Origin of the sequence: Paenibacillus sp. MZ03-122A, from assembly GCF_024213325.1 — a bacterium.
GTDB classification, from domain to species: Bacteria; Bacillota; Bacilli; order Paenibacillales; family Paenibacillaceae; genus Paenibacillus; species Paenibacillus polymyxa_B.
Genome location: NZ_JANAVI010000004.1, coordinates 248,476 through 271,002, shown reverse-complemented (window position 1 = coordinate 271,002; position 22,527 = coordinate 248,476). Strand labels below are relative to the sequence as shown.

Sequence of the window (22,527 nt, the reverse complement as noted above, 5' to 3'; positions counted from 1 at the left end):
ATGATCGTAACAGTTCAATTTTATGCTTATACCTTCATTGGATTGAATCCATCAACTCATAGTAATATCTGGATGCACGAGTCTTATTTAGACTATACCAGGCTTCTAATGTTTTAGAAGAAAACACACCCAGAGCTTTCAAGACGTGTACGGAAAATTCCAACGGAGCTGTTCCAGATGCTGTGATCAGTTTTCCATCCGTTACAGCAGACTCCGTTTTGTAATACTTTTCGCCCGTGTAGGTGGGACAGGTCATTTGGAGGTATTCCAGATCATTGCTTGTATGCCAACGTGAATTCAGCAATCCTGCCTGGGCAAGTCCGATGGTAGCACCACAAATCGCTGCAACCCATATCCCTTCCTCTAAACACCTCTCAGCGAATTTTAAGATGGGTTGGTGAATGGTTTCTGTCCATGTATCTCCACCGGGTAAAATCAATGTATCTGTGCTTTCAATGCTGCACTCATCCAGTTTGATGTTAGGCAGGATTTTCAATCCGCCCATTGTAGTTACAGGGGTCTTTTCCATTCCCACGGTAACTATTTTGGATGGGACCAGCCCCTTTTTATAATATCTCCCCGAGTTCAGTTCGGCAGTTAAATAACCTATCTCCCAATCTGCCATGGTGTCAAACACATAAAGATATACTGTATTATTCATTTGCAAATTCTCCTTATTTTATAATTCATCGAGTGATACCAACTCTCGGTAATCTATGATTATCCTCATTATAAAAAAGCTTCACTGACATCTGCTGTCAGTGAAGCTATTAACGTTGATAATATTCCATTAACTCCGACGCAACAGCGACAAGCTTTTTCTTCAAACTCTGTGGTTCGATGACTTGAATGGACTTCCCGTAGGGTAGGAGTAAATAAGGGACATATGTATGAAGTGATTTTTCCTCAAGCAAAAAGATGGCTTGATTGGATGCCCGCTCTTTCAGATGATGCCCCAAAAACCAATGCAGACATAAGTCATCCAATGCCTCTGGCCTGCCTTCGATCATTAAAGAAATTAAACCGTCCTTGCCTACTAAATCAGGTAACAGATTTTGCATAAAAAATTCACGAGCCGAAAAAGCCTCAGGACGCTTAAATATGGTGGGAGTACGCTTGATTTGTAGAATCCGATCTGCCCGAAAGCTACGGATCTCATTTCTTAGGTGGCAAAATGCAACAGTGTACCATTTGTTGTTCCAGTAAACCATTCCATAGGGGTCTATCACCCTATTCTTGGGTTGTTCTTCATGGCTTGTGCGATAATCCATTTCTACAGAAAATTCGTTGGCTACAGCTTGCTCCAATTCCGCCAATATCGGCTGAAGAGAAGGGTCTACCATGCGGTTAATCACTTCAAATCCGGCTAAATGACGGCTAAGTATACTTTCCTGCTCTTGATTCGAATACATTTTTAATTTTGATGTCGCATTGCCTAATGCCTCACTCAAAGGGTATCCAGCCTCTTTTGCAAAAATAGCAGCATGAAGGAGTGCCTTTTTTTCCTTCATATCAAATAGTAGAGGCGCTCTGATAAAATTATTCAGCAAGCTATACCCGCCATTATGACCTGGGTCGGATATTATCGGCACTCCACTGGCACATAGTGCATCAATATACCGATAAACTGTCCTTATATTTATTTCTAACTTTTCGGATATTTGCTTTGCAGTCATTTTTACGCCCGAATTCAACATCCATAGAATGGCCAGCATATTATCGTTTTTTGGCATAATAAGAACCCTCATCTTTCATTAAAGCTCAACTTTTATAAATATCTTCTTATACTCCCTCTTACCATCTATTATATGCTTTTTTCTACTCAAAACTCTCCCCCGGTATCTCCTGCTTCCAGAAATACACATTGTAAATACCTCTTCCAATGGTTCATTCTGTAAACTAAATCTCTCTTTTAACCGATAAATACATATGCTGGGTTGTTTATTAAGTATCACCTCTCGTTTCTTAATACCAAACAACCCCCGTAATACATTACATATCTATCTTGACTAACAGTTTGTACTCATCTGCGGCTTCTATAATTCAGAAGCGAATTCAAGACGACGTGCTTTACTTGGAAATACCCATCGCATCTAGAAAGGAGTTATGAACTCACTTGAGCGTATTATCAGATGGGATCGGATATGAAAGTCTACGCTTTTATGGTCCCTTTCAGCCACTACACATCGAACAAATTCAAATAACACGTGCCATTAACGATCATGCCTTTTTACATATCAGCGGGTTGCTCTCCGAAGAACAGGGAGCAGCTTGTATCGGTCAAAATATGGAGCAAGAGCCGATTGTGATTCGTCAGTTGAATGATCAGGGACAATCGCTGAGAAGATTGTTCCATGGGATTGTTACACGTATGTCCGTACACTGTGTGCGAGGCGTATATAGGTTTGAACTGGAGGCCGCTTCCCATTCCTATCAAATGGATATCAAACGTAAAAGACGCTCCTATCAAGATATTCACCGCACCTATGATGATCTGGTCACTGCGCTGGTTCGAAAATATCAATACGGAGATGCCATTGATACGGTAAGCAACCATGCCAAACTGGAGACATTTGTTTTACAATATGAGGAGACCGATTGGGCGTTTTTAAAACGCCTCGCTTCTCGCTTTGGCTCCGTACTCGTGCCAGAGGTAACCGCAGCCTCACCCAAGGTTTTCTTCGGGATGCCCGAAGGCAAGCAGCATAAGGTGGAGCGGGATGTATTTTATCGAGTACGAAAAACGTTTCATGAGCTGGATACGGAAAAGCCAAGAGAACGTGCTGGCTCGTATGTCATGATCGAAAGTCTGCAATACTATGCGCTGGGCGACCTTATCACGTTACCCATCGGACAAGGTAAAGAACTGGTCGTGGTTCGGGCCGTGACTACACTAACGGATGGATTACTGCGCACCCGTTATGATCTTCAAGCCGAACAGGATATCCGGTATGCGCGGTATGAAAACGATCAGGCCACCGGGATTTCGCTGACAGGAGCGGTGCTGAAGGTACAACAGGATTTCGTACAGCTTCAACTGGATATTGATCCGAAGCAAGAACCTGCTAAAGCGTGCTGGTTTCCCGTAGCCACCCGTTATGTCGCTGAAGAACATAGCGGCTGGTACGATATGCCTGAGATCAGGGAACAGGTGGAATTGTATCTGCCTACACACCGCGAACAAGATGCCTATGTAACGGATTCACTGCGACAACAACGCCACACCAATGGTCAGCCGAATATGAAGGTATGGCAACATGTGCAAGGTAGCGGCGTAGAAATGTCTGAGCATGAGCTGACTCTATCCACCTCCGGTGAATTTTCCATTACACTGCATGAAAGTAACGGCATTACGATCGACAGTCCGGGGAATGTGCAGATTCAGGGTGGTCACGTGAAGCTCGATGCTGGGCAGGAACTTTCGCTCGAAGCTGGAACGGCGCTGTATCTAAAAGGCGGGTCCAGCAGCATGGTACTGGATGGTGAGACGGATACCAAAGCTCCGGTGATTTATCAGGAAGGTACGGTGAAAGCTCCTGTTTTCGTAGCCGACCTCCCTCCTGTACCTGAGCCGCCATTGATGAGCATCAAAGCATACGAGGCGGCGCAAGCTCCATCAGCAGCTAAGACATCAAGCAGCACTCCTACCGCCAAAGTGACAAGTCCGGCTGCACTTCAACAGGCCAATTCTTTGTTGGGCACGGTATCCAAGCTATTAGGCTCCATTCCAGTGATGGGAAAAGTGGCTGGTGTTGTTGCGGGAGCGTTAAGTGGACCTGCGGCGGGCGTCATTCTAAAAGCAACCGCAGTTATCCCCGTTCGGAGCAAAGGAACTCCTACGATTGGAGGCGGTAAGGGGAACGGCATTCATCCGTTGAAACACTTGGCTGGTTTAGCAATGCAAGGGTTGATCACTCAATATGAGCATGAGCAAGCGAGACATGCCTACTATAGCAAATGGATTCTGGGAAAAGTGTATACAAGCGCACGTCATATAGCGCATTCCGGTGGCCCATTAGAGCTGGTTCAAAACTTGCTGGCAGCATCAAAAACTATGGTTCATGCCTATCAACAGGTACCTAAAAGTGTTAAAGATAGAATGCTGAGGGAATATAAAGAACAAGAAAAAGCTAGAACTGAAGCTGCTCTTAAAGCAGAAAAAGAAGCTAGAGCTAAAGCTGCCCTTAAAGCAAAAAAAGAAGCTGCGCCACCGGAGCTGACGGAAGAAGACTACGAAAGAATCTGGCAGGATTATCTTAGGGCAGCATATACCGAAGACTTTACACCCAAACTTAAACCGGGGAGTTTTCGAGGAGAAGATGGTCTTGTCCGTACTCGTGACGGTAAACCGGATCGCCAATACTATAGTGAATGGAAACATAATTATCCCGGCGATTTCTTCATGCTAACTAGGAAGCAAGGAGTATCCGACGAAGAGAAGAAATGGATGTTCTATGCTATTATCACAGAAAACCCTCTTATGTTTGGTGGTCGAGGGGGGATAGACCATACTAAAGAATTAAAGGGGATACTTTCAAAACTGGGTAGAGGAAAAGGGTTCTTTAATATTTCTTCTGGAGTAAGTGCAAAAGTAAGAGTCCAGGAATTATTAGCGAGACAACAAATAGAAGCTAGAGAAAACATAGCTAACCCAAAAAATAACCAAACTCTTGAAACCAAAGGCTACAAACCACAGCCAAATGAAAGGTTAACAACGAAAAACCAATATAAACAACAGGATCAACAGGCAAGGAAAACGCTACGAGAGACTGCCTCCAAGGCAACTAGAGAAGAAAATAGTAAAATTCAAAAGAAGGTCATATATAATGTAACTAAGAGTACAAATACAAGAAAATCCTCAAATATAAAAGAATATTTAAAAAAGGAAAAAGAAATTGTTAAATCGAAGAATACTATACCTGTAAATTCCTCTATAGAGTCTTTAACAAGAGACCAGGCCAGACAAGGAGCACAAGATCTATTGAAAAATGGGGAAATTAGCTTATCCAATTTAGAATCTATGATCCCCCCAGATACGTCAAATACATTTTTTCCAACAAGTACAATTAAAGATGGAGCAAAGTACGAATTTTTACTGGCTGATGGACAGAAGGCAATTATTCGATGGCATTCGCCAGATCCTATAGCTGCAAGTAAGTACTCTGGGTCAGTATCAGGAACACGTTGGACTGCACAAATAAAAATAGGTAATAAACAATTAAAAACCGATGGAACATGGACTAAAAATCAATCCTTAAATGAAGTTCACATTCCAATAGAGGGGAAATAAAAAAAATGAATCTTAAAGAAATTGAGAAATTACCCGATGTATTACCAACAGAAACATTAGCATTGATGTTTCAAAACGTATTGAATGAATTTAATACTGGTCAAATTGAGAAAAAGGATTTTTTATTAATTCTTAGCCAATTAACAGATAGACAAGTTATGACCTACGAGTTATTGGAAAGTGAAGTAAGAAATAGTATAGATAAGGTTCTTTACAGGTTATGGAATACTGATTCTTATGATGATGTAGATATCATTCTTTCAATTGTTGTAAACCTCGGACTAAAGAATTGCTTTCAAAAAATTAAAGATTCAATAAAGCAAGATAAGGATATAAATGAATTAATATTGGAAGAAATAATAGAAGCAATTGATGAAGTTGGTGAAAATATTTCGAATCCATATCATGGTTTAGAAAGATTCAAATAGCCATGTCAATAGCTTGTTAATAACTTCGGACAAATTTTGTTTATAATATTAACAGATATACAAACCAATAACTTAACACAAATATGATAGCCTTTTAAAGGCACAGTCCCACTTGAGATACGAGTAGGAATGTGCTTTTTTTATGCCAAAAATAAGCAGTCAATTAGCAGAATGAATCCCAATTCCTATATGAATAACACAACTTGCCATTCCTCACTATCAGGGTTACCAACCACATCATAACCTCTGATCTATTCACACAATTGGTCAGTAAATAAATATCAACACGTTCGTTTGCTTTCCATTTAATTTCTGAAAAAACTTTAAATTATAGAGTTACTTCATTAAGTATTCCCTTCACCTCAAACCTAGACTCACATAAAAATGCCCCCCTAGCATTTATGGACAAACCAAGAGGCTTGTTCCAACATCTACACTAGGGGATGCTCTTTAACTTTGGCAGGGAAATTTGTATCCCGATAGCTCTTTGCCCATACCGTTTATCAGCTATGCCTTGAATGTTTACCCCTTAACCGACCCGGCTGCGATCCCTTCCACAATCCGGTCACTCATGATGAGGAACACTAGCAAAATGGGCAAAATGCTGATCATCAACGTAGCTCCGATAGCTCCCCAGTCGGTCGTATATTGTCCGATAAAGTTCTGGACACCAACGGTCAGTGTTTTGTTTTCGTCCGAGCTGATGAACGTATTAACGAAAATAAACTCATTCCAGTTATAGATCATGTTAATAATAGATGTCGTTGCCATGACAGGGGTTGTCATGGGCAGCACGATTCGGAAGAACATCCGGTTGACGGAGCAGCCGTCCATAACGGCCGCTTCTTCCACTTCACGGGGCAAGGCGTAATAGAAACCCAGCAAGATCATCATCGTTGTCGGCAGATTAAAAGCAACATACGACAGGATGATGGAGAGTGAAGTATCTGTTAAATGCAGTTTGAGAAACATACTGAACAACGGAATCAAGGTGGAATGGACTGGAATCATCAGTCCGACCATAAAGAGTCCGAGAACCAGCTGACTTCCTTTCCACCGCATACGCGTAATGGCAAACGTTACAAAGCTGGCTAGCAGCACCGTCAGCGCCACGGATATGACCGTAATCCACACACTATTGAAAAAATACCGCCCGATATTGCCGCTGGTCCACACATTCATATAGTTCTCCCAATGCGGCTGGGACGGGAGTGCAAACGGCGGAAGGTTAAACACTTCCTGATTATTTTTAAGCGAGAACAGCATCAGCCACACCAGCGGTAAAAGCTGCGTCACCGCCAAGATGATTAAAATGATATACAAAGCGGCATAACCGACCCGAGTTAACATTTTGCCGCGGGTAGCGGCTCCTAGCGGATAGTTGGCGGCTGCCTGGGTTTTCATATCCGTTCCTCCCTCTTCCTGTCCTTTGTTACCCTCATCTATTAGCAAGCTGCATTATGAATACTGGATGGTGTCACTCGTAGCCGTAACCTTGCGGATCAGCCACGTAGCGATTAGACAGATGAGCAGCAGGGCAAAGGCTGTAGCACTGCCGTATCCAAAATCAAAGCTGCGGAATGCCTGGTGGTACATGTAAGAGGCCATCACTTCACTGGCTCCATTCGGTCCACCGTCCGTCATGACGTAGATGAGATCAAAATATTTGAGCGAGCCGACAATAGACAATATGATCGTAACGTTAATCACCTCGCGCAGCAGGGGCAATTTGATACGAGTCGCAATCTGCCAGGCACTGGCCCCGTCGATTCGGGCAGCCTCCATCAACGTTTCGGGAATGTTTTTCAGCCCGGCATAATAGATCAGGATATAAAAGCCTGCATATTGCCAAATAATCGGAATGAACAAAGCAAACAGCACCAAGGACGGATTAGCTAACCATTCAGGCGGATTGTGGACTCCGACCGACGCCAGTATGGAATTGAACACTCCGTTCGTTGGATGATACATTTTGAGCCACAGCTGTGCGATCGCTACAGATGACAACAGCATGGGAATCAGATAAATTTTCCGCAGCAGATTCGCTCCCTTGATTTTTCCTGATAAAATCATCGCAATGACCAGATAACCGATCAGACTGATGCCTGAAAACAAGGCCAACAGCAGCGAATGCCAGGCACTTTGCCAGAATGCACTGTCTGTGAGCAAATGTTGATAATTGTCCAGCCCCACAAAGGTCATAGAGCCGATTCCATTCCACTGATTCAGGCCGTAATAGCCGGTCAGTACGATGGGCACATATATTACGGCGAATAACAGCAGCAGAGAAGGCAATACATATAGAGCAATGACAAGCTTATTGGACATGACCTTTTCCACGGTCGGACCTCCTTAGGTGGTCAATTTCAATTTTCTTTCTCGATGGCAGCCTTATGCCGCTCGGCAAATTGTTGCGGTGTCACCGCTTTACCAAACAATGCCTGAATCATATTCAAATGTACCTGTGCTGCATTCGGCTTCATCTGTACATCGGCGAACAAGGTAATGCTGCTGGCTTGATTCAGTCCGTTCAGCAAATCGACATACAGCTTGGGCAATTTTTCTTTGGAGGTGTCCACTTTCGTCGCCGGAATTACGCCCGCCTGTGTGACCGATTGCTCTCCCCACTTGACTACGAAGTATTCAACGAACGCTTTGGCCTCTTCTTTTACCTTGGAATTTTCCGAAACGAACAAACCTACTCCCGGACCTCCTACCCAACTGTTCTCGTTGCCCTTGCCGCCTTCAACCATCGGGAATTTAAAGAAGCCAATTTGATCTTTAAATGCTTGCGGGATTGCAGGATTGGTCGTAAAATTCGGCAATTCCCAAGTAGCCATTAAATACATAGCCGCTTTGTCGTTCATAAACTCGGATTTTCCCTCATCATTGGACAAGCCGTTAAATCCTTTGTTAAAGGCATTCATATCCACAAGCGTCTGGACTTCGGAGGCCGCCTGAATTAAACCAGGGTCATCGAACGATCCTGAGCCGTCAATCGCTTTTTTCAGCGTTTCGTTACCTGCTATACGGTCCGCCAGATACATATACCAGAGCGAGCCGGTCCAGCGGTCTTTATTGCCCAATGCAATCGGTGCAACTCCGTGATCCGTAAGTGTTTTCACAACTTGCTTAAATTCGTCAAATGTCGCAGGTACCTTCAAGTTGTATTTTTGGAATATGGCTTTGTTATAATAAATAGGTGTAATGTTCAATTCAATCGGAAGCGCATACGTTTTGCCATTCAGCGCATAAGCTTCGGTCGTTCCCGGTACGAATTTGTCCTTCAGCTTGGAACCATTCAACAGGTCATCCATCGGCGTAAATAATCCACCTTTAACGTAAGGCTCCATAAAACCCGCTGCCCAGGTGATGCCGATATCCGGCAATTCATTGGAAGCTGACAGGACTTTGAGTTTGTTTTTATATTGTTCATTCTCCAGCACTTCCTGCTGAATGACGACATTCGGATGATCCTTTTGGTATTGATCTATAATCTGAGTCACAAGCTTGCTCTGCTGTGCCGAACTTCCCTCTGGCCACAGGTGCATCATTTTAAGTGTAACCTTTCCCCCTTCTCCACTGGAACCGCCTTGACCATCCTTACCAGCACCGCAACCGGATAGCACCAGCATAAATGACAGCAGCAGGGTCAACCCAGCAAACCATTTTTGATGTGAGCGCTTACGCAAACCATACTCGTTGGACATCGTTAGACCTCCGTTTATTGTATTTATATTTTTGTAACCGTTATCATTTGTAAGTTTAGCACTTCATTCCTGCTTCCAACAGGGTACACTCATTGGGTATAATTCCACTTTTATTGGGTTTGATCTGCCTACTGTCAGTCAATATTCTCTGGTCCTGTACGCATCTGCTGCCTGTAGCGGCTAGGACTTATCCCCTCGGTCGCTTTGAATACTTTAATAAAATATTTATCTGTCCGGTAGCCTGATCGCTCGCCGATTTGGGCAATCGTCAACTGGGTATGCAGCAGTAGCTCCTTGGCTCGTTGAATCCGCAGTCGATGCAGATATTCGCTGAAGGACAAACCACTTTGCTCCTTGAATAAAACACTAAAATAGCTCGCATTCAGGTGTGAATGCGCGGCAGTCTGCGCCATCGTAATGGATTCGTGAAGATGCTCCGCCATATAGGTGAAGGCACGTCGTACCGGATCACTAAGAGTAGCCGCCTGGAGATCAAGCTCTAGCAGAACAGGGTCAGCCAGCTTGTCCAGCTTCTCGTACCGCTGCCGCTCCTCTTCCAGCCGAAGCGCTTCATTGACCGCATTCAGCAGCTCCTGCTTATCAATCGGTTTGAGCAAATAATTGACGGCTCCCAGACGAAGAGCCTGCTGGACATAATCAAACTCCGCATAACCCGAGATGACAATGATCGCTGGTCGTCGTGAATCCCGTTCCAGAGAGCGGATTAAATCCAGACCACTGAATTCCGGCAACCGGACATCCGTAATCAACAGATGAACCGTCTCCGCACGCAGTATATTTAATGCTTCCAAACCATTATCGAATGTCACAATCCGGTATTTCCCGGCGGCCCATTGCTCCAGTGTCTGGTGTATCCCCTGACGTGTTCGCTGTTCATCGTCTACAATGACAATGGTTTTGGATGAAACACTCATTCCTACCGCCCTCCATATTCATCAGGAATTTCAAAAGCGACCACAGTTCCTTCCTGCTCAGCACTATGTATCAGCATACCGTCCGTTGGATAAGATGTGCTGTCATAATAGAGCGCGAGCCTGCGCTGCACATTCACTAGTCCCATACCGGTTCCCTTGCTTTCGCAGGCTGCTCCCCCCATCAACGCTGTACGCACAGCTGCAAGTTCTTCCATTGTCATTCCAGGTCCGTTATCTATGACCGCGATCTTGGTCCAACCCGATCTGGTCGAAGGAGTGACACTGATTTCAACGCGGCCGTTGCCGATGCGATTTTCGACACCATGCAAAATGGCATTCTCTAGAATAGGCTGGATCAGCAGCTTAGGAAGCGGAATTCTGGCTGCCTCTGAAGGCATATGAATTTGCCAGCTCAGACGTTCACCCAGACGCATCTCCATCAGTTCCAGATAACGACGGATTTGCGCCATTTCTTCCCCGAGGGTCACCCAAGAGTCATGGTGAGCCGGTTCGATCACATAACGAAATAGCCGCGACATAGACACCATCAGCCCGGCAAGCTCCTCCTCTCCCTTCTCCTGTAGCGACCAGTTGAAAGCATCCAGCGTATTAAAAAGGAAATGCGGATTGATCTGCGCCTGCAGAGCTTTAAGCTCGGTCTGGCTTTGTAAAACCTCCTTCTCGTAAATGACATGGATCAATTCATTGATATCGACAATCATCGTATTGTACTCTGCGTTCAATTCTCGCAGCTCGACCGCTGCTGCCGGTTCTGGATTCAGAGCCAACGCCCCTTCCCGTGAACGACGCATCGCCTGAATCAAGTGACCTATCGGTCTTGTAATCAACGTAGACAACATAAAGGACATAAACAGGAATAGCACGGCACCAAGAGATGCGGAAATGATAAGTGTAGTCCGTAAAACCGTAATTCCGTCTGTGACGACGCTAACCGGAATCAGAATCAGCAGCGACCAGCCCGTCCGCTCCGACTGCTGAACCGCCTTCACATATTCCCGCTCCCCAATATGAACCGTCTGTGTCTTGCTATGCAGTACACCTGACAAATCCGTCTGGTTCATTGGTTCACCCGACAGAAGCTGGCCTTGACGATCTACAAGCAGCATGGTTTCATCCGCTTCTTCATTGACCGCTGACGCACCATTCAGTCCAAAATAACTTCGCTCCATACGGGTAATCAAGTACCCTCCACGTGAGAACCAGCGATCCACCAGACTTACCTGCCGAATTGCCAGCAGTGACCGAGGGTCTTCGGGATCAATACCGATCCAGACCAGTCTTCCTTTCATCTGATTCGCTTCACGGATGTCTGCCTGTCCGATACGTTCCTCCAGACTGCCCTCTCTAATCGGAAACAACATCTTTCCTTCGGCGGTATACAGCTCCAGCGAGCCGACACTCGGCATATATGCCTGATAGCTATGCATCACTTGCAGCAGGGATTGGCGCTGTCCGAAATTTACCTTGCCCCCGTTACGCTCCTCCAGCAAAATATGCTGAACAGACGGGTGATTCGCGACCTGCTCCGTCAAGTTGTCCATCTGGCCGATTAATGCATCCAGCCTACCGCTTGCTTGTACCGCGGTCTGACCAATATGTCGCTCGGCACTGTCTTTTAACAGGTGAGATACATTGAGATAAATGAACGCACCCGCCACACTCATCATAATGAGCATCACTAGTATAAATCCGATAAAAATCTGATTACGTAATGTGTTTAATGTCTGAAACCTTGACCTTGAACGCATATGCCTTCTCCCCCTGAACCATCGCAGAAAAAATGGGTGCTGATAACGCTTTCCTTTTCCTATTCTATCGCATCATTCGTCTTTGTTGGCGTATTTTCAGCAGAGATTAATCAAAATGGGCAGGAATGCTATGAAATAGAAAGATCGTAGGGTAAACGAAAGAAATGACTCCCGACAAATGCAGGAGCCATCTACTGACCAGTTTAACCGAAGCTTCTTTCAAATCACCCAAACTAAGGTACCGTCCAGGCTCCAAAGCTTGGATATAAAATAGATATCCTATTGGAGCGCAGCCAAAATGCGGTCGCACAGCTCCATCGTTTTCACGTTGTCCCGTCCACTTGAATCAGGCGTCCGTCCTTCTTGGCAGCAGTTCATGAAATGTGCGATTTCACCAACAAAACCGCGCAAGTACAAATCACGGTATCCGCCCGACATCGCGGAGGCTGACGGTGTCAGAACCGTATCATTTTCCGCAAGGGATTTCCAAGGAAGCTCTGTATGACTCTCCGACTTGTGAATGATCAGTGTGTTTACCTCATCCGCGTTCGCAAAACCGTGATCAAAGGTTACCGTGATCCCTTCACTCTCGCGTGTCCATGCTGTCATACCTGCGAAGTATAGGCTGCCCACTACACCATTTTCAAATTTCAGGGCAATCGTATGGGAAATACACTCACCGTTATCGTTCGCAAATCCGGTAACCTGTACCACTTCCCCGAACAAATAACGTACCAGATCGACCATGTGGACCGCCGCCAGCTTCATGAAATCTTCGCCGGTTTTACAAAACAGGGTACTGTCCACGAGAAATTTTGCCTGAAATGAGCGTGCGGCTCCAAGCGAGCCACCCTCAATCAATTCTTTTAATTTTATGTATACAGGTGCGTAGCGCTTCATGAAGCCGACCATCAGGACAACGCCTGCTGCTTCTGCCGCATCTGCAATTTGGGCCGCTTCCTCCGCATTCCAACCCAGTGGCTTGTCTACAAAGACATGTTTTCCAGCCTTAATGCAGTCCAGTACGAGCGAAGGATGATCTGCCGCTTGTGCAATCACGACAACTCCATCACAGTCTTCCTGCTCCAGCATAGCCTTGTAATTGTCATAAGGTGTGCCGCTGCTTCCAAACCGCTGAAGTGCTGTCTTCGATCTGCTTAGATCTCTAGTCGAAATCGCCTGAATTTCAGCCCCTGCCCTAATGACAGCAGGATATATATTTGTTGAAGCGTGAAAGCCAGCCCCGATAAAACACAACTTCGCCTTGCTCATGTTAGTCCCTCCCATGTACACACTAAAATAATCCGATCCCATCGTACCATATTGCCGAAGTATATATACAGTGGATAAAGATAAAGGGCGTGATTCTTAAGAAGAACAAGCTAAAAAAACCTTAACAAAGATAATCCCTTATCCTTGTTAAGGCTCTGTCTGCATCACCAGTATTGATCCTTAAATACACATTCAATTACAGGGTTCAGACATTATCTTGTAGATAACGAAGCCCATTTTTGCTCCAGCCACTGATCAAATTCAGCACCCTTGTCGCCTTCGTAGATGTCATAAATATCGACTCTCATCTTGTGCAGCTTCTCGCGAAAATCGTTATAGGTATGGTCGGCTGGCAGGCTTTTTTTAATCCGCACCAGAATCTTCGTTAGACCCTTAACAAGTTCACCCTCTTTGCGCACAGGCGGCTGTACATTCTCGCCCCATTCCTGAAGTCTGCGGTAAGCGGCTTCCTGAACGGCATATACTGTATCATTATTCAAACGGTGTGTCAGCAAGTCAATCGTCTGCTGGTTCTTCCATGCACCCAGATCATTTACCGCGGCTAGGCGTGTTTTCCAATCGGAGGTTCGGTTTGCAGCTACTTTAAGCTGCTCATATACTTCTGCAAATTCTTGCTGAGTTTCGTTGTTTTCCAAAATCATCTCATCCTTTTCTAAAAATCACTATATTACTGTTCATCACGATTGCCGTTTGTTAAATATAACATACTTGCAGGTCTTCTTCTAAAAAAGATAAAAATGAAATGTATTGGACATGCCAGAAGGCATCATCCGCCTCAGTTGGCTGCCGCGGAAAGGCTTCGTAAATCCCTCCAGATCTCGGGGTAGATAAACCGTATTTTGTAAGGGGATTTACAGAAAATCTGCACGTGCTGGTGTAAATGCATCTAGCAGAATACCGCCATCCTCCAGTGGGATACAGCCATGAAGAGTATCGGATGGAAAATGAATGCTGTCTCCTTCTTTGACGGTCTGGACTTCCTTGGTTTCGCCATTATCAATTATGAACTCAAAACTTCCCTTTATTATATAAGTGACTTGTTCATGGACATGCTTATGCAACAGGATCTCCCCTGTTTGCGCTTTAGCAAACATCACTTTGACATACATAAGCTGGTCGCTATGGGCCAGCACTTTCCGGGTGGTATTACTGTCAACGATGTCAATTTGAATATCTTGGTCGTTAAAAAACATGGATAATTCCTCCTCTTTTTAAGCACAAATAATTTAGATAAGTTATTTTGAAAAAACTCATAAATCGATTTAGTTTAAAACCAGCGGAAAATAAGCCAAAGTACTCCGGAAAGGGTAGTAAAGTCGGGATCGGCGAACGTTACCCCTTCGGCACCCAAAAAAGAAAAGAGCGGCAAGGTGAGGGCCGGCAGCAGACAGAGCAAGAATCCATTAAGACAACTGGAAATAACAGCTCCTCTGAAACCACCGCTGGAATTGCCAAATATCGCGGCTGCTCCGCCAGCGAGGAAACAGGCCATGATCCCCGGCACAATGACAGGCAATCCAACAAACGGGAAAAGAAAGACGCAGGCAACGCCTGTGAAGAAGCTGACCAAGAAGCCTACCAACGCGGAATTGGGTGATTTATCGAACAGTACCAGAACATCCACACCAGGGATTGCTCCAGGTGCGAACACTTGGGAGAAGCCTTTGAAAGCGGGTACAATTTCAGTTGTGAACAGCTTAACACCTGCTTTTGCGATATACAAGCCGGCAGCAAAAATAGCTGACTGTTCGAGGATAAAGACGATATATTCTTTGCCATCCGATAATTTGCTGACATAATCAGAACCAGCAACCAGTCCAGATACCAGTAAAAGCACAAGCATCGTCAAGGTCGTTGCAACATTGGGGTCGCGCAAAAAACTGATGCGGTCATTAATGTTCACATTTTCAGTGTCATTTTCACGGTTGCCAAAAACTTTCCCTAAATAGGTACCTAGAATGTATGAGGTCATGGAAGCATGAGCAATCGTATATTCATCCGATTTAATAATGTTTTTGCTGGCATTTCGGAGTAGGTAAGGAAACACCGCCATATAGCTCCCGATTACCAAAGAACCGACGATGATCGTAGTTAGCGAACTGAGACCCAGACCTTTCATAACGGCTGTAGCGGCAAAGCTCATAAACAAAATCAAGTGAAGAGACAAATAAATGTACTTGAACTTGGTCAGGCGTGCAAGCACGATGTTAAGGATCATGGAAAAGAGCAGAATAAGCGCAGCATCCGCCCCGATCTGATCAATGGTCAGTGCCATAATGGCTTCATTGCTAGGTACGACACCTTTAAGGTTGAACGCATAAGAAAAAATTTGGCTAAAATTAGTGAGGACGCCTCCTAAAATGCCGCCGCCCACCTTGATCATGGTGAAGCCCATAAAAGAAAGGGTAGTTCCCGTAATAATTTCTGATACTTTCTTTCTCTGGAATATAAGGCCGAGTAATGTCACAATCGCGATAATGATGGATGGCTCCCTGATAATGCTCATAAACATTTCCATAGTGATCTCCGACTTTCTTTTATTTTTTTCCATTCTTACTAAATCGATTTAGTAATACACGAAAAAAATTTCCCTTCCGGGAATGTAAAAAGAAGCAGAATCATTTTTGTGAATTAAATCACAACTAACTCCATACATTATTCGTCTAAGCTCCATTCCTCCCCTCTCTTCAATCGCAACATCACTAAAATCAGGACATACATAAATGAAAGGGTATTCATGACTCGAATCATAAGACCATTATAGCTCTTTATTTTCTTTTTACAATAGAATTCATAAAAACGTTTTCAAAAAGATAAAAAGGACTTATTCAATCATTCAGTTCAGTTTTTGGACAGATTCTCTGTGGTTAATGACCGGATTCATTCGGATGATTTCTGACAGCTCCTCATGATCCTGTTCTTTTTGATCAATTTTCTCCAGCAGTAGCCTCGCACTTCTTTTCCCCATTTCAAAACTCGGCTGGGAAACGGTTGTGATCGGCGGATTATAAAAAGATGCAAAGGATACATCATCTATGCCAATCAAGGAAAAGTCATTAGGTATGGTCAGATGATTATTTTTTGCATAAATCAGTACCTGCTCCAAAATCATGTCATTCGTAGCAATGATTGCAGTGGGCGGATTCTCCATGTGGAATAGTTGTCCAATCAGATTGGGCATTTCATCCAACCTGCCGCTTTTGATGTAGTTTTCATTCACTGGGATGTCATGTTTGCCCAACGTATTTCGATAACCTGACAGTCGCTCACTTCGTGTAGTGATCGCTTTTTTGCCTAAGGGGAACGTGATAATCCCAATGTTGTTATGACCATGCTCAAAGAGTGCTTCAACCGCAAGCTCGCTGGCCTTTTCATTATTCAATAGCACCGTATCTACGCTGATTTCATCGATTTTTCGGTCCACAAACACGAAAGGATAGCCATTCTTGACAAGAGAAACATATAATTTCTTGTTCTCTTCCGTCGGGAAAATGATAAGTCCATCCACTTGCCGAGCAATCATCGACTGGACATACTTTTTTTCTTTGAGCGAATCATCATCGGTATTGCAGACAATGACCTGGACATTTTCCAGTTGACATTCATCTTCAATGGCACGCACGACTTCTGTTGTAAATCTCGATAAAATGGTTGAAGAAATAACTCCCACAATGAAGGTCTTCTTCTGTTTGAGACTACGTGCTACCTCATTGGGTATATAACTGAGATCCTCAATCGCTTGCTCGATCTTCTTCTTGGTGTTTTCACTCATATAGTTGTATCTCTTTTGCAGAAACTGCGAAACTGTACTCTTCGACACTCCGGCACGTTCTGCAACTTCCTTCATCGTTGTTACCATAATTACCCTCCTTTCTTTTTCTGCATGTCAGGCGTGTTATTTTATCAAATATATATTCTGCAACCTGTATGTAAAGTGAATTTCACTTTATTATATACCTTCTTTTACAGCAGGAAAATATAATAAATAAAGAGTTAGAGCGAGCCATCCAGCCCATAAACAACCGCTCCCACAAAAGCTAGACACTTAGCTTAACTATCCGTTGTTACGAATCTATTGAATTCGAACGAAATCTTAGAAAGATACGAATTTTATGAACTTGTTTGATGGAAGTTTTGAGCATAAAATAAAAATGTAATCGGTTACAATTTCTTTTAAATAAAGGAGGAAGCAGAATTATGAAGAAAAAAGGAATGAAAAAAACATTTTTCGTCATTGCCTCCCTCGTAATGGGCTTCACACTGTATGGCTATACTCCCGCTTCAGCAGATGCAGCCAGTGTGAAAGGATATTATCACACCCAAGGAAACAAGATTGTAGACGAATCCGGGAAAGAGGCGGCATTTAACGGTCTGAACTGGTTCGGTTTGGAAACTCCTAATTATACCTTGCATGGACTGTGGAGCCGTTCAATGGACGACATGCTAGATCAAGTGAAGAAAGAAGGCTACAATCTGATTCGTCTGCCTTACAGCAATCAGTTGTTCGATTCCAGTTCTCGTCCAGACAGTATTGATTATCACAAAAACCCTGATCTGGTCGGATTAACTCCGATTCAAATTATGGACAAGCTGATCGAAAAAGCTGGACAACGCGGCATTCAGATTATCCTTGACCGTCACCGTCCAAGCTCAGGTGGGCAATCCGAGCTGTGGTACACATCCCAGTACCCTGAGTCTCGCTGGATTAGCGACTGGAAAATGTTGGCTGATCGTTATAAAAGCAACCCTACCGTCATTGGTGCGGATTTACACAATGAGCCACACGGTCAAGCAAGCTGGGGCACAGGCAATGCCTCCACAGACTGGCGTCTGGCGGCACAACGTGCAGGGAATGCGATTCTGTCCGTGAATCCGAATTGGCTGATTCTCGTAGAAGGTGTAGACCACAATGTACAAGGCAACAATAGCCAATACTGGTGGGGTGGCAACCTGACAGGTGTAGCCAACTATCCTGTCGTTCTGGACGTACCGAACCGTGTCGTATATTCTCCACATGATTACGGCCCTGGTGTGTCTTCGCAGCCATGGTTCAACGATCCGGCCTTCCCGTCCAACTTGCCAGCGATCTGGGATCAAACCTGGGGCTACATCAGCAAGCAAAACATAGCTCCGGTACTGGTCGGTGAATTCGGCGGTCGTAATGTTGATTTGTCTTCTTCTGAGGGGAAATGGCAAAATGCACTCGTAGACTATATTGGTGCCAACAACCTGTACTTTACGTACTGGTCCCTGAATCCGAATAGCGGCGACACAGGCGGTCTGCTGCTGGATGACTGGACTACCTGGAATCGTCCGAAGCAAGATATGCTGAGTCGAATTATGAAGCCTGTTGTTTTCGTAGCGGAACAAGCGAAAGCGACCGCCGAATAAGCCTATCGCCTGCTCCGCGTAGTATACTCATTGTAAAAGCCGCTTTCCCTCCTTCAGGATCAGGTTATGCCAGACCTATGAAGAGGTGAAAAGCGGTTTTTTTAGGTAAACTTACATATACGTATAATAGATATTGAAGATTGACAATGAGCTATTTACTAAATTATCATTACCTTTTAATGTATTTCATAATGAAGAGGTGGTGCTCACAAAATGTTTGGAATCGTAAATTATGAAGTATTTTTGCTTACTGGAATCCTCCTAAATCTAATTCCTGGTGCAGACACCATGTATATAATCGGGAGAAGCATTGCACAGGGCAGAAAAGCCGGTGTGTATTCTGTTTTCGGTATCATTAGTGGTTCTTTGATCCATACGTTGTTAGTTGCTTTTGGTTTATCAATTATACTTACAAAGTCAATTATCGTATTCAACATGATTAAAGTAATTGGAGTTATTTATTTAGTTTATCTAGGGGCTAGAATGCTATTAGATAAAACAAATGCAAGTTTTAGAGCATCTGAATCCAATAAACAACACAGCAACAGAAAAACATATCTACAAGGGATGTTGACCAGTCTTACAAATCCCAAGGTTTCTTTGTTTTTCATTGCCTTTCTTCCACAATTTATTGATACAAAGGCTTCTGGGCCCATTCCATTTATCATTTTAGGACTTACATTTTCGTTCACCGGATATGGTGCTTGTTTATTGCCTATTTTTCCTCTTACATTACCCATAAAATAAAAGTCAACCAAAGGCTTAGCAGCTATTTAAACAAAATAACCGGGATAATCTTCATCGGATTAGGATTAAATCTTCTTCGAACAAAGGCTCCTCAATAAACCTGAATAATTGTTCTCAAATGTTCCACTAACAGGAACGTTTTTGAATTCATCATATGACCGCCTATGCTAAATGGTGGTCATATTTTTTTCAAGAATCAACACAGTACAATAACAGCTAAGCTTTCCCTGTGCTAGTTGATATGGAAACGGGGCAACGTTATCGATGGGAACCCAGCACAGTCTGTTTTTTATTCCTATGCATTATTGGGGCCCTGCCGGTCTAGCGATCGGATTTATTTTAATCGTTGCATCGATATTTATATAACGTTGATTGCAAACATGAGCGATTCCAAACACCGCAATGCGAGCTAGTTGCTCCCGATGCGGTGTTTTTCCTTTTCGCAGGTCAATTATGATCAGATACCACCATGGTTTACCTGTAGCCAATGGATTTGGGGCAGGCAGGTGAAAACCTAGCTCATGTTTCGCCCCAGCTGCTCCACCTTGCTCAGCCAATCGTTGCGCTGCTGATCCGATAATTTATTCATGAGATCAATCGCAGTAGAATGCACTGGTTTGACGCCACATAGATGCAGCGTGGAATCCTTCATCATTCGATGCCCAGGCTGTCCCTGAAAAAATCGGTAGTACCAGTGTGGACCGTCCATCGTTGTAATGAGGCGGGCCGTTCTTCCTTTTAGAAGCTTGTCAGGCAGGGGTTTTCCTTTTTGATACTTAAACGCAAATCCCGGCATAAAGGTACGGTCAATGAATCCTTTCATTAATGCAGGCAAGCTGCCCCACCAGATCGGAAAGACAAAAACGAGATGTTCTGCCCATTTAATCGACTCCTGTGCTTGAATCAAATCAGGCTCCAGCGGCAATTTATTACGATATCCACCTAATAGATTTGGATTAAAATCAAGCTCGGATAGCTGCAACAAACGAACCTCTGCCCCTGCAGCCTTCGCCCCTTTTACATAGGATTGAGCCAACGCTTCTCCATAACTGCCAGCGACAGGATTCCCTTGAATTACCAATATTTTTTTAGACATATAAACTATTCCTACCTTCATATTATGTTTTTAGTTAGAAAACACTAACTTTATATTTAAAAAGAAAAGGTCACTACTGACCTTTACTTAATAAAGCAGTTAAACGTTGTTTGACCTCTGTTGCAAATGGGACCAACTGCTGTGGAAGTTCACCTTCGAGGCTGGACACGGACAAGCGTGTAATAGCTCCAATGATGAGCACACCGGATAGCTGGACATCCTGCTTCGGCAGTTCACCTTGTTGAATCCCCTGTTCGATGAATTCAGTCAACGCCTCCAGCGGCTGACGGACATTTTGGCTCTGGCTTGCTTCAACATACAGCTCATGATGCTGTGATAGTAGAAGCAAGCCATACTGGTCCTCATCATGCATATTCAGCACTTCATCCACCAGTTGATGGAAACGACTGACGAAGCTCCCACTCTGCTTGCGATAGAAGTCAATTAATGTGGTGTAGCTATTGCAATATTGCCCGAATACTTCCAAAGCCATCGCATCTTTACTCTTAAAATGCTTATAAATCGCGGCATCCGTCACACCGGCAGCCTCTCCAATTTCTTTGACTGAAATCCCGTCAATTCCTTTGGTTGCAAATAAGCACATCGCTGCCTGCAGAATATCTTTCTTTTTGCTGTCTATATGTGTTTTCTTATTCATAAGCTTATAGTAAGCGATAACTAACTAAAATGCAAATTATATTTATGCAGGCTCATTCCCCCTTCATACCTTCATTTAAAATATATTGGTTTTAACCTAAAATATATGTTTTATAAGTAAATGATTATAAATACCTTAAATCATACGTGTATCACCCCATTTTATTCATATAAAATAGATATGTAATCGAATAAAACGGGCGCTAGAACAGGTGGGACTCATTATGCTTAAGGTGCACACAGTCACCCAGCAGGGAAAAGACTCAGGCAGTCTTGGCCTATGGAGCGACGAGCACATTTCCCCGCTGCAAAAAAGTCGTGCAAGCTATCCATGACCAAGGCTCCAAAGCCGGTCTTCAGCTTTGGCATGTCGGACGCAAAGGCTCGTTGCCCCAAGAAACAGCTGTATCTGCCTCTGGGTTGCCTCACCGCAAATCGTATCATCCACTGGATCGCACACTAAATTGGACAATTTCCACAATAATAGGTGTGCCGGAGAGAATTGCCTCTCCTTCGTTAAGGCGAATCGTCAGCGATGAAGGTGTTAGGCTATACAATGTGCTTTCTTGTATCATGCCATTAATGTATAGATTGGCGTAACTGTTGCTTCCGACATTAAAACGCTGAAAGACCTCCTGTACACCATCTACTGAAAATTGATCTGCCATAATCGTGATTGAAGATTCAATTGTAGCAGGCGCAAAATAAAAATACCGCTCAGCCGTAGGAACAATTTCAATATTTGAAATGTCAGCTGCCGGACCGGTTGGGCCTGTTATACCTTGGGCTCCAGTAGGGCCCGCTATACCCTGTGCTCCAGTAGGGCCAGGTGCACCTGTTGCACCTGAAATACCTTGTACTCCAGCCGGACCTGGCACTCCTGGCGCTCCCCGTGTTCCTGCTGGGCCCTGTATTCCTGGTATTCCTTGGACTCCCGGTGCTCCCGCAGTTCCCGGTATGCCTTGCGCTCCTGCTAAACCTGGAATGCCTTGTACTCCGGTCAAACCAGTTCCACCCTGTAACCCTGTCAAACCGGGGATGCCTTGTGCTCCTGCCGAACCCGGAACACCTCGCTTTCCTGCCTGGCCCATTCTTTTCCTCCGCTTGACAGGAGTATTTTTACACCGTCGTTGCATGATTAGTTTTCGATGCTTTTTGGCATGGAAGCCCGTTTTTGTTCTACCTTTGAATGAATAACTTGTTTTACACTT

At 44.2% G+C, this 22,527-nt stretch carries 19 protein-coding genes and 1 pseudogene; 4 read left to right on the top strand and 16 right to left on the bottom strand.

The window, feature by feature from the left end; genetic code table 11:
* Window positions 1-34 precede the first annotated feature (34 nt).
* Both NLX74_RS11245 and NLX74_RS11240 read right to left on the bottom strand, forming a co-directional pair.
* On the bottom strand, window positions 35-661 hold the full coding sequence (locus NLX74_RS11245) for a type 1 glutamine amidotransferase family protein (protein ID WP_254328754.1): 627 nt from the start codon (window positions 659-661) through the stop codon (window positions 35-37).
* Between the two features lie 109 nt (window positions 662-770).
* On the bottom strand, window positions 771-1,733 hold the full coding sequence (locus NLX74_RS11240; protein ID WP_254328753.1) for a helix-turn-helix transcriptional regulator: 963 nt from the start codon (window positions 1,731-1,733) through the stop codon (window positions 771-773).
* Between the two features lie 383 nt (window positions 1,734-2,116).
* On the opposite strand from NLX74_RS11240, the gene NLX74_RS11235 reads away from it, so the two are divergent.
* Window positions 2,117-5,290, top strand: coding sequence for a contractile injection system protein, VgrG/Pvc8 family (locus NLX74_RS11235; protein ID WP_254328752.1), 3,174 nt, complete (start codon window positions 2,117-2,119; stop codon window positions 5,288-5,290).
* 5 nt (window positions 5,291-5,295) lie between these two features.
* Window positions 5,296-5,718 carry a hypothetical protein gene (locus NLX74_RS11230; RefSeq protein WP_254328751.1) on the top strand — a complete coding sequence of 141 codons (423 nt, stop codon included), beginning with the start codon at window positions 5,296-5,298 and terminating at the stop codon, window positions 5,716-5,718.
* Window positions 5,719-6,240: 522 nt separating this feature from the next.
* On the opposite strand, the gene NLX74_RS11225 is transcribed toward NLX74_RS11230, so the two are convergent.
* From NLX74_RS11225 to NLX74_RS11180, 10 genes are all read right to left on the bottom strand, one after another.
* A complete protein-coding gene (locus tag NLX74_RS11225; protein WP_254328750.1) occupies window positions 6,241-7,122 on the bottom strand; it encodes a carbohydrate ABC transporter permease in 882 nt (293 codons plus the stop codon).
* A gap of 54 nt (window positions 7,123-7,176) precedes the next feature.
* On the bottom strand, window positions 7,177-8,058 hold the full coding sequence (locus NLX74_RS11220; protein WP_039273005.1) for a carbohydrate ABC transporter permease: 882 nt from the start codon (window positions 8,056-8,058) through the stop codon (window positions 7,177-7,179).
* Window positions 8,059-8,084: 26 nt separating this feature from the next.
* Window positions 8,085-9,428, bottom strand: coding sequence for an extracellular solute-binding protein (locus NLX74_RS11215; protein ID WP_250266436.1), 1,344 nt, complete (start codon window positions 9,426-9,428; stop codon window positions 8,085-8,087).
* 134 nt (window positions 9,429-9,562) lie between these two features.
* On the bottom strand, window positions 9,563-10,363 hold the full coding sequence (locus NLX74_RS11210; RefSeq protein WP_025723251.1) for a response regulator: 801 nt from the start codon (window positions 10,361-10,363) through the stop codon (window positions 9,563-9,565).
* A gap of 2 nt (window positions 10,364-10,365) precedes the next feature.
* Window positions 10,366-12,132, bottom strand: a complete 1,767-nt coding sequence (locus NLX74_RS11205; RefSeq protein WP_254328749.1) for a cache domain-containing sensor histidine kinase — start codon at window positions 12,130-12,132, stop codon at window positions 10,366-10,368.
* A gap of 279 nt (window positions 12,133-12,411) precedes the next feature.
* Entirely contained in the window at window positions 12,412-13,404 is a 993-nt protein-coding gene (locus NLX74_RS11200; RefSeq protein WP_254328748.1) for a Gfo/Idh/MocA family protein, read from the bottom strand.
* A 212-nt stretch (window positions 13,405-13,616) separates the two neighbouring features.
* Entirely contained in the window at window positions 13,617-14,060 is a 444-nt protein-coding gene (locus tag NLX74_RS11195) for a HEAT repeat domain-containing protein (protein WP_013311410.1), read from the bottom strand.
* A 216-nt stretch (window positions 14,061-14,276) separates the two neighbouring features.
* The gene (locus NLX74_RS11190) at window positions 14,277-14,618 is read right to left on the bottom strand and encodes a cupin domain-containing protein (protein ID WP_254328747.1); all 342 of its coding nucleotides are present in this window, start codon (window positions 14,616-14,618) and stop codon (window positions 14,277-14,279) included.
* 74 nt (window positions 14,619-14,692) lie between these two features.
* Window positions 14,693-15,937 (bottom strand): PTS ascorbate transporter subunit IIC, encoded by a 1,245-nt coding sequence (locus NLX74_RS11185; protein ID WP_254328746.1) that lies wholly within the window; start codon window positions 15,935-15,937, stop codon window positions 14,693-14,695.
* Window positions 15,938-16,261: 324 nt separating this feature from the next.
* On the bottom strand, window positions 16,262-17,284 hold the full coding sequence (locus NLX74_RS11180) for a substrate-binding domain-containing protein (protein WP_254328745.1): 1,023 nt from the start codon (window positions 17,282-17,284) through the stop codon (window positions 16,262-16,264).
* 338 nt (window positions 17,285-17,622) lie between these two features.
* Here NLX74_RS11180 and NLX74_RS11175 point away from each other — a divergent pair, with 338 nt between their 5' ends.
* Together NLX74_RS11175 and NLX74_RS11170 are read left to right on the top strand one after the other, a co-directional pair.
* The gene (locus NLX74_RS11175; protein WP_254328744.1) at window positions 17,623-18,816 is read left to right on the top strand and encodes a glycoside hydrolase family 5 protein; all 1,194 of its coding nucleotides are present in this window, start codon (window positions 17,623-17,625) and stop codon (window positions 18,814-18,816) included.
* Between the two features lie 213 nt (window positions 18,817-19,029).
* A pseudogene (locus tag NLX74_RS11170) lies at window positions 19,030-19,661 on the top strand (LysE family translocator).
* A 204-nt stretch (window positions 19,662-19,865) separates the two neighbouring features.
* Here NLX74_RS11170 and NLX74_RS11165 read toward each other — a convergent pair.
* The 4 genes from NLX74_RS11165 to NLX74_RS25655 all read right to left on the bottom strand — a co-directional run bounded on the left by NLX74_RS11165 (window position 19,866) and on the right by NLX74_RS25655 (window position 22,407).
* Window positions 19,866-20,120 (bottom strand): hypothetical protein, encoded by a 255-nt coding sequence (locus tag NLX74_RS11165; protein WP_254328881.1) that lies wholly within the window; start codon window positions 20,118-20,120, stop codon window positions 19,866-19,868.
* Window positions 20,078-20,659, bottom strand: a complete 582-nt coding sequence (locus tag NLX74_RS11160; RefSeq protein WP_235308961.1) for an NAD(P)H-dependent oxidoreductase — start codon at window positions 20,657-20,659, stop codon at window positions 20,078-20,080. Before NLX74_RS11160 ends, NLX74_RS11165 begins: the two co-directional genes overlap by 43 nt.
* 73 nt (window positions 20,660-20,732) lie before the next feature.
* On the bottom strand, window positions 20,733-21,317 hold the full coding sequence (locus NLX74_RS11155; protein ID WP_254328743.1) for a TetR/AcrR family transcriptional regulator: 585 nt from the start codon (window positions 21,315-21,317) through the stop codon (window positions 20,733-20,735).
* Between the two features lie 439 nt (window positions 21,318-21,756).
* On the bottom strand, window positions 21,757-22,407 hold the full coding sequence (locus NLX74_RS25655) for a DUF4183 domain-containing protein (protein WP_302058560.1): 651 nt from the start codon (window positions 22,405-22,407) through the stop codon (window positions 21,757-21,759).
* Between the last annotated feature and the right edge of the window lie 120 nt (window positions 22,408-22,527).